Genomic DNA, 12,368 nt, shown 5'->3' on the forward strand with positions numbered 1-12,368 from the left:
TTCCGCCCGCCGGAGCCGTTTCCCATGCTGATCCACCTGTCGTCCTGGCCTGAAATCGACGAGCGCCTGAAGTCCGGCGCCCTGTTGTCCAAGACGGTGATCGTGCCGATCGGCTCGAACGAACAGCACGGGCCGACCGGCCTTTTGGGCACCGACTGGCTGTGCCCCGAGATCATCGCCCACGCCGCCGAGAAGGGCGACGACAGCCTGGTCGTCACGCCGACCTTCAACATCGGCATGGCCCAGCACCACCTGGCGTTTCCGGGCACCATCACCCTGCGCCCGTCGACCTTTATGGCGGCGATCGCCGACTGGGTGTCGTCGCTGACGCGCCACGGCTTCGAGCGCATCTATTTCCTCAACGGTCACGGCGGCAACGTCGCCACCATCGAGGCCGCCTTCGCCGAGATCTACGCCGACTGGTCCTTCACGCCCGAGCCCTGCGCCGAGCGCCCGCCCTTCGTGCTGAAGCTGCGCAACTGGTGGGACCTGCCGGGCGTGCAGAAGCTGTGCGAGGACATCTTCCCGACGGGCCACGGCAGCCACGCCACCCCGTCCGAGATCGCCGTGACCCAGGCGGGCTATCCCGACCGGATCAAGACCGCCGCCTATGAGCCGAAGATCGCCCCCTTCGGCCCGATCCGCGACGCCAACGACTATCGCGCCCGCTTCCCCGACGGCCGCATCGGCTCGGACCCGGCCCAGGCGACCCCGGAAAAGGGCCAGCGCATCATCGACGCCGCCGTTCCGGCCCTGATCCGCGATCTGACCAACTTCGCACAGGAAGTCTTGCCGGTCGCCTGAAACAGGCTCAGGGTCGCTGCATGAGCCCCATGCAGAAGACCGCCCGCAACGCCCTGCGCAACGCCCAGGCCGGTCAGGAACTGGCCGAGGCCTCGGCCGCCGTGATCACGCGGCGGCTGGGGATCATGGGCGAGGCGATGGCCGATCCGCTGGGCGCCGATCACGCCGAGCTGGGCCGCATGGGCGCCGAGAAGGTCGAGGCCATGGCGGCCTCGGCCGGGGCGGCCTATGCCGGGGCGATGGATCTGGCCGAACGGGCGGGCCGCGCAGCCGCGCGCGAAGGGGCCGAGGCCGCCGACTGCCTGGCCAGACTGGCGCGCGCCGACACCCCCTTCGCCTTCGCCGCCGCCCAGGGCGACTGGGCGATGGGCGCCTGGAGCCGGGCGATGAGCGACGGCTGGGCCTTCTACGGCGCCGCGCTGAAAGCGCAGGGACAGGCCCTGGCGCCGGTCCACGCCAAGGCCACCGCCAATGCGCGGCGCCTGAAACGCTAGTCGTCTTCAGGCTCGCGCCGGCGTGATGGAACGCCCTGCGGCATCCGCGGATTGCCTTTGCATCGCGGCAAAGGAGATCACTATGGCCGAGAAAGACCCTAAGGACCCTCACCCCGGCATGATGGGCGACGGCACCGAAGAACAGAACCTCAACCAGCCGGGCGATCCGTCCAAGCGGATCACCGAAGAAGAGGTCGACGACGCCTTCACCAAGGATCCCAAGCTGGTGCCGAAGGAATAGGCCGCGCTTACGCCGTCCGAATAACCCCGTCCCGCGCCTCGACCGGCCAGGGCGTCAGCTTGCCGCCTGCGCAGGGCCCGGCGACGCAGGACCCTGACAGCGGCTCGAACGCCGCTCCGTGCCAGCCGCACAGGATCAGCGACCCGTCCGGCGTCAGATAGCGGTCCAGCTCCACCGCGATGGGAAAACCCGCGTGGGGGCAGCGATCTACCCAGCCCGCGACCTGGCCGTCCTTCTTCACCACGAAGCCGTGGAAGAAGGCCTCGCCGATCTGCAGCACGAACCCGCGCGAGCCGGGGTCGGCGATGTCGGCCTCCAGACACAGGGCCACGTTCGGCGGGGTCTTCCAGACCCGCTTGCGCTCCTGCGTTTCAGCCGCCGGACCCTCTTGCGCCACTATTCGCGCTCGGGCTTCAGCGGGCGGCTCATCAGGCTCTCGATGGCCTGATCCACGGTCATCTCGCCGGCCAGCACCGCCGCCGTCGCCTCGCAGATGGGCGTATCGACGCCCAACTTGCGGGTCAGCTCGCGCACGGCGGGCGCGCTCTCATAGCCCTCGGCTACCGAGCGTTTGCCGGCCAGCGCCTGCTCGACGCTCAAACCCTGTCCCAGCGCCAGGCCCAGGCTCATGTTGCGCGATTGCGGGCTGGAGCAGGTCAGCACCAGATCGCCGACGCCACACAGCCCCGCCACGGTCTCGGCCTTGCCGCCCAGGGCCGTGGCCACGCGGACGATCTCGGCATAGCCGCGGGTGATGACGGCGGCGTGGGCGCTGCGGCCCAGTTCGCGGCCCTCGACGATGCCGCAGGCGATGGCCAGGACGTTCTTCAGCGCTCCGCCCGTCTCGGCCCCGATCAGGTCATCGGCGAAATAGGGACGGAAGACCGGGCCCGACAGGGCGCCCGCCAGGGCCTCGGCCATCTCCAGGTCGGCGCAGGCCAGGGTCACGGCGCTGGGCAGGCCGCGCGCCACTTCGGCGGCGAAGCTCGGCCCCGACAGCACGGCGGCGGTGGCCGACGGGATCGTCTCGGCCAGCACGTCGGTCATCAGCTTCAGCGAGCCGCGCTCAATGCCCTTGGAGCACAGGATGATCGGCAGACCCGGCCGGGCGTAAGGCGCAAACGCCGTCAGCGTCGCCCGCATATGCTGAGCCGGCGGCACGGCCAGAATCAGATCGCAGTCGGCCAGATCCGCCAGATCCGAGGTGACGTTGATGGCCGAATCCAGCTCAACCCCCGGCAGGAAGGCGTCGTTCATCCGGCGCGCGCGGATGCTCTCGATCACCTCAGGCTCGCGCGCCTGCAGGATGACGGCCAGACCCGCCGCCGCCGCGCTCTGCGCCAGGGCCGTGCCCCAGGCGCCGCCGCCAATTACGCCTGCAGTATGAAATTCCATATCTTCTCCGGTCCCCCGACCCCCGCAGGGCTTCAGGCCGCTTTAAGCCTTTGCGCCCTTGCGGCCCGTTTTCTTGTGAACAGGATCGACGCTCGCGCGCGTCTCGTCCAGTGGCCATCTTGGCCGGGCGGCGACATCGATGTCCGAGACCAGGCCTTTCTCCAGCCGCTCGGCCCCCGCCAGGGCGATCATCGCCGCATTGTCGGTGCAATAGGCCATCGGCGGCGCCAGGAAGGCGAAGCCGTGCTTCGTCGCCAGATCCTCCAGAGTCCGCCGGATCGTCTTGTTCGCCGCCACGCCGCCCGCCACCACGAACAGGCGATGTTCGTGCGCCTCGGCGTAAGCCTTCATCGCCCGTTCAGAGCGCTCAGCCAGCTGGCGCGCGATCGCCTTCTGCACCGCATCGGCCAGATCCGCCCGGTCCTGCTCCGTCTCGCAGGTTTGGGCCAGGCGCGACGCCGCCGTCTTCAGCCCCGAGAAGGAGAAGTCGCAATCCTTGCGCCCCAGCAGCGCCCGCGGCAGATCAAAGCGCGACCCGTCGCCTGACGCCGCCAGCTTCTCCAACGCCGGGCCGCCCGGATAGCCCAGCCCGAGGGCCTTGGCGATCTTGTCGAAGGCCTCGCCGGCCGCGTCGTCGATGGTGGTGCCCAGCCGGCTCATATCGCCGATGCCGCGCACTTCCAAGAGCTGGCAATGCCCGCCCGAGACCAGCAGCAGCAGGAAGGGATAGGTCGTCTCCGCCCCCAGCCGCGCCGACACCGCATGACCTTCCAGATGGTTGACCGCGATCAGCGGCAAGCCCCGCGCCAGCGCCGCCGCCTTGCCGTAGGACAAGCCGACCATGACCCCGCCGACCAGGCCCGGCCCCGCCGTCGCGGCCACGCCGTCCAGCGCGCTCCAGTCCAGCCCGGCCTCGCTCATGGCCCGGCGCGTCACGCCGTCGATCATCTCCACATGGCTGCGGGCGGCGATTTCCGGCACCACCCCGCCATAGGCCGCATGATCGTCGATCTGGCTGTGAATGACGCTGGACAGCACCTGGGCGCCCGCCGGCGACAGACGCACCACCGAAGCGGCGGTCTCGTCGCAGCTGGTCTCCAGACCCAGCACGGTCAAACCGTCCCGCTCCGGTCCGGTTGCCCCGTCCGCCGCCCTGCTATAGTCCGCGTCCATTGTCATCGGGCGGAGTTAGCGGCCCGCCCCCCCTTTCGCAACGGCGTCTCGACGTGACTCAACCTCTCCTGCGCATCGGCACCCGGCGTTCGCGCCTGGCTCTGGCCCAATCCGGCATGATGCAGCGCGCCATCGGCCGCGCCCTGGGCGTGCCCGAGGCTGAGATCGAAACCCTTGTCCCCCTGGTCGAGATCGTCACCACCGGCGACCGCATCCAGGACCGCCGCCTGCTGGAAGTCGGCGGCAAGGCACTATTCACCAAGGAGATCGAAGAGGCCCTGCTGGACGGCCGCGTCGACGTCGCCGTTCACTCGATGAAGGACGTCCCCGCCGAACAGCCGCCCGGCCTGGCCATCGCCGCCGTGCCCGAGCGCGAAGACCCTCGCGACGCCTTCATCAGCGAGCGCTACGCGACCTTCGCCGACCTGCCGCAGGGCGCCCGCTTCGGCACCGCCTCCCTGCGTCGTCAGGCCCAGGCCCTGGCCCTGCGGCCCGACCTGAAGATCGAGATGCTGCGCGGCAACGTCGACACCCGGCTGAAGCGTCTGCGCGACGGCGACTTCGACGCCGTCCTGCTGGCCTGTTCGGGCCTTAATCGCCTGGGCCTGGGCGAAGTCATCCGCCAGCGCCTGCCGCTGGACGCCTTCCTGCCCGCGCCGGGCCAGGGCGCCCTGGCCCTGCAGACGCGCGAGGACGACGTGAACGCCGCCTGGACCCACGCCCTCAACCACGCGCCCACCGCCCTCTGCGTCGCCGCCGAGCGCGGGGCCATGACCGCGCTGGAAGGCTCCTGCCGCACCGCCATCGGCGCCTACGCCCACATCGCGGACGGCCGCCTGCACCTCTGCACCGAAATGCTCAGCCCCGACGGGTCGGGCCGCTGGACGCGCTCGGGCGAGATCGCCGCCCCTGCCGACCTGACCCAAGCCGACCTTTCCGCCGCCCGCGCCCTCGGTCTCGATCTCGGCGGCCAGGTCCAGGCCGTGGCCGGCGATCAAAAGATCGCGCTCTAGAGCCGTGACGCCGATCCGCCGCGTCTGGGTCACGCGCGCCAAGCCGGGCGCCGCCCGCACGGCGGACCGGCTGACGGCGCTGGGCTTCGAGCCCGTGGTCGTTCCGCTCCTGACGCTCGCCCCCCTGCCCGGCGCGCTGAACGCCGCTCCGGAGCCTGAGGCCGTCGCCGTCCTCGCCCTGACCAGTCCCAACGGCGTCGAGGCCTTCGCTCCCCTGATCCCGCGCTTTCGCGACCACCCCGTCTTCGCCGTCGGCGACGCCACCGCCGAGGCCGCCCGCGCCGCAGGCTTCGCCGACGTGCGCTCCGCCGCCGGCGACATCCACGCCCTCGCCCGCCTGATCGCCGCCGAAGCCCCGCCCGGCCCGCTGCTAGCGCCTGGCGCACGCGAGCCGGCCGGCGACCTGCCCGCCCTGCTGCCCGGCCGCCCGGTCCAGCGCCTGCCCGTCTACGCCGCCTTCGAGACGCATGCGCCCGCGCCCGGCGCCTTCGACGCGGTAATGCTGCATTCCCCGCGCGCCGCCCGCGCCTTGGCGACCGACCTGCCCCGCGCCGCCTCATCCGGCCGCCTGGCCGTCTGCATTTCCGACGCGGCCGCCGCGCCCCTACGCCCCTTTGATTTCACGCAAATCCGCATCGCCGCAGCGCCCGATGAACCGTCGATGCTATCGGCTCTTGGCAAGCCCGCCGCGCCCGTATAAAGAGCCCTCCTCGCTCGCTCGCGCCTCCATACGCGGACGACGCCGGGGCCGCTTTAGCTCAGCTGGTAGAGCACCTCATTCGTAATGAGGGGGTCAGGTGTTCGAGTCACCTAAGCGGCACCACTCTCCATTCACCGCTATGCAACCGCCTTCACGCCTTGCGGCGGCCGTTTGGCCGTCACGCCGCCAGGGCGCGGATGGGGCTAGTAGGGACGAGGTCGCTGGGCGCGAAGCTGCGGATCTCGCGATTGCCGCGATAGAGGTCTATGCGCTCCAGACGCGGCCAGTCGCGCGCGACTTCATTGACGCCACGCACGGCCTCGATCTCCGTGGCACCCGACAGGACGCACAGCTCCGGCGTCATGGCCTCGGGCGTGTGGATCAGACAGTAGAAGACGTCCATCGGCGCACTCCCAACCTTCACTCGCCGTCCCTTGCCGAAGACTGATGACAGGGAAGCGGTTGGAAGTGCGACGCTTTGGAGAAACCCAAACCTGCGGCTGAAGGCAGCCTAGCTGGTGAAGAATTGCTGGGTGCCGTGCGCCTCGATCGCGCCCGCCAGACGGCCCAGGGCGTGGATGTAGGCCGCGGTGCGCAAGGTGACCTGTTTGTCCTCGGCGATGGACCACACGGCGTCGCCTTCAGTCTCGATGATGGTCTTGAGGCGCGACTGCACCTCGTCCAGCGTCCAGTAGTAGCCTTGGCGGTTCTGGACCCATTCGAAATAGGACACCGTCACGCCGCCGGCGTTGGCCAGAATGTCCGGCAGGACGATAACGCCCTTTTCGGCCAGGATGCGGTCGCCCTCGGGCGTGATGGGGCCGTTGGCCAGCTCCAGCACGACCCTGGCCTGAACCGAGCCCGCGTTGCCGTCGTGGATCATGTCCTCCATCGCCGAGGGAGCCAGGACATCGCATTCTACAGCGATCAGTTCTTCCGGCGAAATGACCTTGCCGCCGTGTTCGGCCTGCACCACCGAACGACCGGCCGCCTTGGCCGCCAGCAGGGCGTCCACGTCGAGGCCGGACGCTGCGTAGACGGCCCCGCCCGAGTCCGACACGGCGACGATCTTGGCGCCGATGCTGCGGAACAGGCGCGCCACGTGCTGGCCCGCATTGCCGAAGCCCTGAACCGCCACGCGCAGACCTTCGGTCGGCAGGCCCAGTCGTTCGGTCAGGTGACAGATCAGGTAGAAGCCGCCGCGCGCCGTGGCGTCCTCGCGCCCGACCGAACCGCCCAGGGCGATCGGCTTGCCGGTGATGACAGCGGGCGCCGCCTGACCCTGAATGGACGCGTATTCATCGGCCATCCAGCCCATGATCATGGCGTTGGTGTAGACGTCCGGCGCCGGAATATCGCGATCGGGGCCGATGATGCCGGCGAAGGCCTGGACATAGGCCCTCGACAGCCGCTCCAGCTCCGCCTTGGACAGGCTCTTGGGATCGACCTGCACCGCCCCCTTGCCGCCGCCGTAGGGCAGGTTGGTCACGGCGCACTTCACCGTCATCCAGAAGGCCAGGGTCTCGACCTCCTCGGCGGTGGAGGCCGGATGAAAGCGGATGCCGCCCTTGGTCGGGCCGCGCGTGTCGTCATAGCGACAGCGCCAGGCGAGGAAGGATTTGCGCGACCCGTCGTCCATGCGGATCAACAGTCGGACCTTCATGGTCTCGCGCGGATACTTCAGCTTCTCCAGCACATCGCTATCGATCTGCACGTGGCGCGCCGCCTCGTCGAGACGGGTCAGGGCCGCGTCTAGGATGTTTGGATTCGGCATGTTTGTTCCAAATCTATAGGCATAAGCTCGCCCCCACCGTAGAAACGAGCCAGTTTTCTGACCAAGAAAGGATTTTGCTGCCACATCGAATGTTGCAGCGCAATAGTTCGCGTGCGTCTGCGAGACGCGTCACGCCCGGAAAAAGGCGGCGGGGGCCGCCTGGTCGTCAGGACAGATGCCGTCTTGCACGTATAAGCATATCTTTATATGTCTGAGGACATTGTCGTCACGCAGGAGCCTGCCTTGGCCCGTTCGTCGTTCCTCTTCACCTCCGAGAGCGTTTCGGAAGGCCACCCTGACAAGGTCGCCGATCAGATCTCGGACGCCATCGTCGACCTGTTTCTATCCAAGGACCCCGAGGCTCGGGTGGCCTGTGAAACCCTGACGACGACCAATTTGGTGGTGATCGCCGGCGAGATCCGCGGCCAGGGCATTATGGATACGGAGGGCAACTGGGCCCCCGGCGTCGAACAGGAAATCGAGGATACGGTGCGCGGCGTCGTGCGCGACATCGGCTATGAACAGGACGGCTTCCACTGGAAGACGCTGCAGTTCCAGAACCGCCTGCACCCGCAGTCGGCCCACATCGCCCAGGGCGTCGACGCCGGCGAGGACAAGGACGAGGGCGCGGGCGATCAGGGCATCATGTTCGGCTACGCCTCGAACGAGACGCCGGAACTGATGCCGGCCACCCTGGCCTACAGCCACAATATCCTGAAGGCCCTGGCCGAGGCCCGTCACTCGGGCGAGGAGCCGGGCCTGGAGCCCGACGCCAAGAGCCAGGTGACCCTGCACTACGAAAACGGCCGCCCGGTGCGCGCGACCTCCATCGTCGTCTCGACCCAGCACAAGGCGAACCTGAGCCAAGACCAGGTCGCGGCCATCGTGAAGCCCTATGTCGAACAGGTGCTGCCGGACGGCTTCATCACCGCCGAGACCGAGTGGCACATCAACCCGACCGGCACCTTCGTCATCGGCGGGCCTGACGGCGACGCCGGCCTGACCGGGCGCAAGATCATCGTCGACACCTACGGCGGCGCGGCTCCGCACGGCGGCGGCGCCTTCTCGGGCAAGGACCCGACCAAGGTCGACCGCTCGGCCGCCTACGCCTGCCGCTACCTGGCCAAAAACGTGGTCGCCGCGGGCCTGGCCGACCGCTGCACCATCCAGATCAGCTACGCCATCGGCGTGTCCAAGCCCCTGTCGGTCCACGTCGACCTGCACGGCACGGGCAAGATCGACGAGGCGGTGCTGGAGCGCGAACTGCCCAAACTAATCGGCGGCGCCTCGCCGCGCGCCATCCGCGAGCACCTGGGCCTGAACAAACCCATCTATCGCCGCACCGCCGCCTACGGCCATTTCGGCCGCACGCCGGACGCCGACGGCGGCTTCTCCTGGGAAAAGACCGACCTGGTCGACGCCCTCAAGGCCCTGGCCGCCTGACTCTTCTAAACGGCTGAAAATCCAGCCTGAAACGGGGGCGTCGCGGATCAGTTCGCGGCGCCCTCGACGCATTGGCGGGCCGGCGCCCCAATCCCGCGCTTGCATCGCGGCGCGTCTGGTCCTTTAAGCGCGCCGAACGCCTCCCCCAAGCGTCCCCTGACCCTTGCGTCTCCTGAAAGGATTCCCCGACCGATGAGCAAGCCCGCCCCCAAGAAAGTCGTCCTCGCCTATTCGGGCGGGCTGGACACGTCGATCATCCTGAAGTGGCTCCAGGAGGAGTACGGCGCCGAGGTCGTGACCTTCACCGCCGACCTGGGTCAGGGCGAGGAGCTCGCCCCCGCCAAGGAAAAGGCGCTGAAGCTGGGCATCAAGCCCGAGAACATCTTCATCGACGATCTGCGCGAGGAATTCGTGCGCGACTTCGTCTTCCCGATGTTCCGCGCCAACACCGTCTATGAGGGCCAGTATCTGCTGGGCACCTCGATCGCCCGCCCGCTGATCTCCAAGCGCCAGATCGAGATCGCGCGTCAGGTCGGCGCCGACGCCGTCTGTCACGGCGCCACCGGCAAGGGCAACGACCAGGTCCGCTTCGAGCTGGGTTATTACGCCCTGGAGCCCGACATCCGCGTGATCGCCCCCTGGCGCGAGTGGGACTTCAAGTCCCGCGAGGCGCTGCTGGACTTCGCCGAGAAGCACCAGATCCCGATCTCCAAGGACAAGCGCGGCGAGGCCCCCTTCTCGGTCGACGCCAACCTTCTGCACTCCTCGTCCGAGGGCAAGGTGCTGGAAGATCCGGCCGTCGAGGCGCCCGAGTTCGTGCACCAGCGCACCATCTCGCCGGAAGCCGCCCCGGACACGCCGACCGTCATCACCATCGCCTATGAAAAGGGCGATCCGGTCGCCATCGACGGCGAGGCCCTGTCGCCCGCCGCCCTGCTGACCAAGCTGAACCAGCTGGGCCACGACAACGGCGTCGGCCGTCTGGACCTGGTCGAGAACCGCTTCATCGGCATGAAGTCGCGCGGCGTCTATGAGACCCCCGGCGGGACCATCCTGCTGGCCGCCCACCGCGGCATGGAGTCGATCACGCTCGATCGCGGCGCCATGCACCTGAAGGACGAGCTGATGCCGAAATACGCCTCGCTCATCTACAACGGCTTCTGGTTCAGCCCCGAGCGCGAGATGCTGCAGGCCGCCATCGACCACAGCCAGCAGAAGGTGTCGGGGACCGTCCGCGTCAAGCTCTACAAGGGCAACGTCACCATCATCGGCCGCGAAAGCCCCAACAGCCTGTACGACCAGGATCTGGTGACCTTCGAAGAAGGCGTCCAGGCCTATGACCACAAGGACGCCGAGGGCTTCATCAAGCTGAACGCCCTGCGCCTGCGCGTCCTGGCCAAGCGGGACGGCCGCGAGGGTTAATCGCCCTTCCGAAAACCCAAGCCTACCGGGGCCGGGCGATTCTCAGGATCGCCCGGCTTCTGTCATCCGCGACCCAGATGGAGCCGTCCGGCGCCGTCGCCATCGTCACCGGCGAGCCGCGCGGATGGCGCCCGGCGACCTTGTCCCAGCCCGGCGTCAGCACCTTGCCGTTCACGCTGGGCGCCCCGGCCGGATAGGGCAACGCCCCGCGCGGATAGACGGCGTAGCGCCCGCCGATGTCGGTCAGGGGCCGCCCCTGCCCGTCCGTCTCGACCGCCACGATACGCCCGGCCGCGCGGCGGAAGCCGTGCCAGGTCATCAGCAGCCGCCCCTGCAGCTCGGGGAACATCGCCCCCTCGTAATAGATCAGGTCCAACGGCGCCGCGTGCGGCGGCAAGAGGGCGATCGGCCGTTCGCGCTCATTGCAGCGCGCCTGACGCGCGGGCCAGCCCGGCAGGGGCGTGGCCAGATCGACGCAGTAGGGCCAGCCGTAATGGCGCCCCTGGGTCAGGACGTTCACCTCGTCATAGGGGTGGTTCGGCGTGTCCAGATCGACCGAGTTCTCGGCCTGAAGCACCGTGCCAGACGGGTGCCGCACCAGGGCGATGGAGTTCCTCAAGCCTGAGGCGAAGACGGTGCTGTCTTCCGCCCAGCGGCCGTTCTCCAGATAGGCATGGCGACGCACCTGCGCCGTCGCCGCATCTTCCACGCAGGCCCCGCGCGCATCCGTCTTCGGCTTGCCCGCCGCGTCGAGGCAGCGGTCGCTGGGCGCCCCGACATTGACCAGCAGGTCGCCGTTCGCGTCGAAGACGAAGCTGGACAGCGGGTGGCGGTTGTCGTGCAGACGGTTGTCCGGCAGGTCGCCGATGACGGTGCGGACGCTGGCCTGCGCATCGGCCGCATCGGGGTCCAGCGTCAGGATGCGGTTCATCTCGGACACATAGATGCGCCCGTCCGGTCCGCGCTTGACCGTGTGCGGCATGGACAGGCCGCTCGCCAGCCGTCGCCAGCGCGCCGCGCCGTCGGCCGCAAAGGACAGCCGCCACACCGCCCCCTTGCCCGCCTCCCAGGCGCCCAGGTCCGTGACCAGCCAGTCGCCGCCCTCCAACGGCATCAGGCCGCGCGGCATCCGCGGGCCGTCCTGCCCGCCTCCCCAACCTGGGCCCTGCCAGACCAGCCCCAGACAATAGCCCGGCGCCATCCGCACCTGAGTCGCCGGGCGGCCGTCGCAGTCGCCCTGGACCACATAGCCTCGCGCCCCCGACTGCGCCCGGGCGTCAGGCGCGAACGCCGCCAGCGACAACAGGACGGCGGCGGCGATCAGACGGATTTTCATGACGGTCAGGCCAGGTCCTGGATCTCTTCGTCGGTCAGTTCGCCGGGCACGATGGTGACGGGCAGTTTTCGGCCGGTGAAGGCGGCGCCCTGTTTCAGCACCGCCGAAATCAGCGGGCCGGGACCGCGACCGTTGGCCCCGGCGGCCAGGATCAGGATCTTGATGTCGGGGTCGTCGCCGACGGCCTTGCGGATGGCGGCCTGGGGATCGCCTTCCTCAATCAGATAGACGGGCGGGGCGCCCGAGGTTTCGGCGACCTTCTCGCCCAGCCGGGTCAGCAGGTTTTCCGCCTCTTCGCGCTGCTGACGGCGGATTTCATCGCGGACGCCGGACCAGTGCTCGTCCGATCCGCCGGGCAGGGCGCGCAGCAGCACCACATGGCCCCCGGTCGAGCGCGCACGGCGCGAGGCGTAGGCCAGGGCGGCGCCCAGCTCGGGACTGTCGTCGACGACGACGAGGAACTTCCTGGGCATGGGCCCTCCGGTTCACTGAACAGCAAGGCGCCACCTAAACCGACCCCGCCCCAAACGCCAAGGCCCGCCCGCCTCGCCACACGACGAAACGGACGGGCCC

At 69.1% G+C, this 12,368-nt stretch carries 14 protein-coding genes and 1 tRNA gene; 8 read left to right on the plus strand and 7 right to left on the minus strand.

Annotated features, from left to right (window positions below):
• Positions 1–24: 24 nt before the first annotated feature.
• The 3 genes from PIB44_RS00775 to PIB44_RS00785 all read left to right on the plus strand — a co-directional run bounded on the left by PIB44_RS00775 (position 25) and on the right by PIB44_RS00785 (position 1,539).
• Positions 25–804, plus strand: coding sequence for a creatininase family protein (locus PIB44_RS00775; protein WP_278070100.1), 780 nt, complete (start codon positions 25–27; stop codon positions 802–804).
• Positions 805–824: 20 nt separating this feature from the next.
• Positions 825–1,298 carry a phasin family protein gene (locus PIB44_RS00780; protein ID WP_278070101.1) on the plus strand — a complete coding sequence of 158 codons (474 nt, stop codon included), beginning with the start codon at positions 825–827 and terminating at the stop codon, positions 1,296–1,298.
• A gap of 82 nt (positions 1,299–1,380) precedes the next feature.
• On the plus strand, positions 1,381–1,539 hold the full coding sequence (locus PIB44_RS00785) for a hypothetical protein (protein WP_227157275.1): 159 nt from the start codon (positions 1,381–1,383) through the stop codon (positions 1,537–1,539).
• 7 nt (positions 1,540–1,546) lie between these two features.
• Here the strand turns inward: PIB44_RS00785 and PIB44_RS00790 are convergent, their stop codons facing one another.
• From PIB44_RS00790 to tsaD, 3 genes are read right to left on the minus strand one after another with little or no spacing between them, the layout of a single operon-like run.
• Positions 1,547–1,936, minus strand: a complete 390-nt coding sequence (locus tag PIB44_RS00790; RefSeq protein WP_278070102.1) for a Rieske (2Fe-2S) protein — start codon at positions 1,934–1,936, stop codon at positions 1,547–1,549.
• Entirely contained in the window at positions 1,936–2,934 is a 999-nt protein-coding gene (locus PIB44_RS00795; RefSeq protein ID WP_025976401.1) for an NAD(P)H-dependent glycerol-3-phosphate dehydrogenase, read from the minus strand. The genes PIB44_RS00790 and PIB44_RS00795 overlap by 1 nt, the downstream gene beginning before the upstream one ends.
• A 42-nt stretch (positions 2,935–2,976) precedes the next feature.
• Positions 2,977–4,113, minus strand: coding sequence for a tRNA (adenosine(37)-N6)-threonylcarbamoyltransferase complex transferase subunit TsaD (tsaD, locus tag PIB44_RS00800; RefSeq protein ID WP_278070103.1), 1,137 nt, complete (start codon positions 4,111–4,113; stop codon positions 2,977–2,979).
• A 110-nt stretch (positions 4,114–4,223) separates the two neighbouring features.
• On the opposite strand from tsaD, the gene hemC reads away from it, so the two are divergent.
• The 3 genes from hemC (at position 4,224) to PIB44_RS00815 (ending at position 5,943) form a co-directional block, all read left to right on the plus strand.
• Complete coding sequence (gene hemC, locus PIB44_RS00805) at positions 4,224–5,120, plus strand: hydroxymethylbilane synthase (RefSeq protein WP_278071015.1); 897 nt, start codon at positions 4,224–4,226, stop codon at positions 5,118–5,120.
• A gap of 4 nt (positions 5,121–5,124) precedes the next feature.
• Entirely contained in the window at positions 5,125–5,820 is a 696-nt protein-coding gene (locus PIB44_RS00810; RefSeq protein ID WP_278070104.1) for a uroporphyrinogen-III synthase, read from the plus strand.
• A 47-nt stretch (positions 5,821–5,867) separates the two neighbouring features.
• Positions 5,868–5,943, plus strand: a tRNA-Thr gene (locus PIB44_RS00815).
• A gap of 55 nt (positions 5,944–5,998) precedes the next feature.
• Here PIB44_RS00815 and PIB44_RS00820 read toward each other — a convergent pair.
• Both PIB44_RS00820 and PIB44_RS00825 read right to left on the minus strand, forming a co-directional pair.
• Positions 5,999–6,223, minus strand: a complete 225-nt coding sequence (locus tag PIB44_RS00820; protein WP_278070105.1) for an oxidoreductase — start codon at positions 6,221–6,223, stop codon at positions 5,999–6,001.
• A gap of 108 nt (positions 6,224–6,331) precedes the next feature.
• Complete coding sequence (locus PIB44_RS00825; protein ID WP_278070106.1) at positions 6,332–7,594, minus strand: Glu/Leu/Phe/Val family dehydrogenase; 1,263 nt, start codon at positions 7,592–7,594, stop codon at positions 6,332–6,334.
• A gap of 243 nt (positions 7,595–7,837) precedes the next feature.
• Here PIB44_RS00825 and metK point away from each other — a divergent pair, with 243 nt between their 5' ends.
• Both metK and PIB44_RS00835 read left to right on the plus strand, forming a co-directional pair.
• Entirely contained in the window at positions 7,838–9,037 is a 1,200-nt protein-coding gene (gene metK / locus PIB44_RS00830) for a methionine adenosyltransferase (protein WP_278070107.1), read from the plus strand.
• 192 nt (positions 9,038–9,229) lie between these two features.
• On the plus strand, positions 9,230–10,459 hold the full coding sequence (locus PIB44_RS00835; protein WP_046652712.1) for an argininosuccinate synthase: 1,230 nt from the start codon (positions 9,230–9,232) through the stop codon (positions 10,457–10,459).
• 22 nt (positions 10,460–10,481) lie between these two features.
• Here the strand turns inward: PIB44_RS00835 and PIB44_RS00840 are convergent, their stop codons facing one another.
• Together PIB44_RS00840 and PIB44_RS00845 are read right to left on the minus strand one after the other, a co-directional pair.
• Positions 10,482–11,795: a PQQ-dependent sugar dehydrogenase gene (locus PIB44_RS00840; RefSeq protein ID WP_278070108.1), complete on the minus strand. Its 1,314-nt coding sequence runs from the start codon at positions 11,793–11,795 to the stop codon at positions 10,482–10,484.
• Positions 11,796–11,800: 5 nt separating this feature from the next.
• Positions 11,801–12,268 (minus strand): universal stress protein, encoded by a 468-nt coding sequence (locus PIB44_RS00845; protein WP_278070109.1) that lies wholly within the window; start codon positions 12,266–12,268, stop codon positions 11,801–11,803.
• Positions 12,269–12,368: the final 100 nt, after the last annotated feature.

Source organism: Brevundimonas sanguinis, from assembly GCF_029636725.1.
GTDB classification, from domain to species: Bacteria; Pseudomonadota; Alphaproteobacteria; order Caulobacterales; family Caulobacteraceae; genus Brevundimonas; species Brevundimonas sanguinis.

Excerpts from the sequence above, each read along its gene's own strand:
- PIB44_RS00775 (WP_278070100.1), top strand. The coding sequence starts at position 25 with ATGCTGATCCACCTGTCGTCCTGGCCTGAAATCGACGAGCGCCTGAAG.
- PIB44_RS00780 (WP_278070101.1), top strand. The coding sequence starts at position 825 with ATGAGCCCCATGCAGAAGACCGCCCGCAACGCCCTGCGCAACGCCCAG.
- PIB44_RS00785 (WP_227157275.1), top strand. The coding sequence starts at position 1,381 with ATGGCCGAGAAAGACCCTAAGGACCCTCACCCCGGCATGATGGGCGAC.
- PIB44_RS00795 (WP_025976401.1), bottom strand. The coding sequence starts at position 2,934 with ATGGAATTTCATACTGCAGGCGTAATTGGCGGCGGCGCCTGGGGCACG.
- tsaD (WP_278070103.1), bottom strand. The coding sequence starts at position 4,113 with ATGACAATGGACGCGGACTATAGCAGGGCGGCGGACGGGGCAACCGGA.
- hemC (WP_278071015.1), top strand. The coding sequence starts at position 4,224 with ATGATGCAGCGCGCCATCGGCCGCGCCCTGGGCGTGCCCGAGGCTGAG.
- PIB44_RS00820 (WP_278070105.1), bottom strand. The coding sequence starts at position 6,223 with ATGGACGTCTTCTACTGTCTGATCCACACGCCCGAGGCCATGACGCCG.
- PIB44_RS00825 (WP_278070106.1), bottom strand. The coding sequence starts at position 7,594 with ATGCCGAATCCAAACATCCTAGACGCGGCCCTGACCCGTCTCGACGAG.
- PIB44_RS00835 (WP_046652712.1), top strand. The coding sequence starts at position 9,230 with ATGAGCAAGCCCGCCCCCAAGAAAGTCGTCCTCGCCTATTCGGGCGGG.
- PIB44_RS00840 (WP_278070108.1), bottom strand. The coding sequence starts at position 11,795 with ATGAAAATCCGTCTGATCGCCGCCGCCGTCCTGTTGTCGCTGGCGGCG.
- PIB44_RS00845 (WP_278070109.1), bottom strand. The coding sequence starts at position 12,268 with ATGCCCAGGAAGTTCCTCGTCGTCGTCGACGACAGTCCCGAGCTGGGC.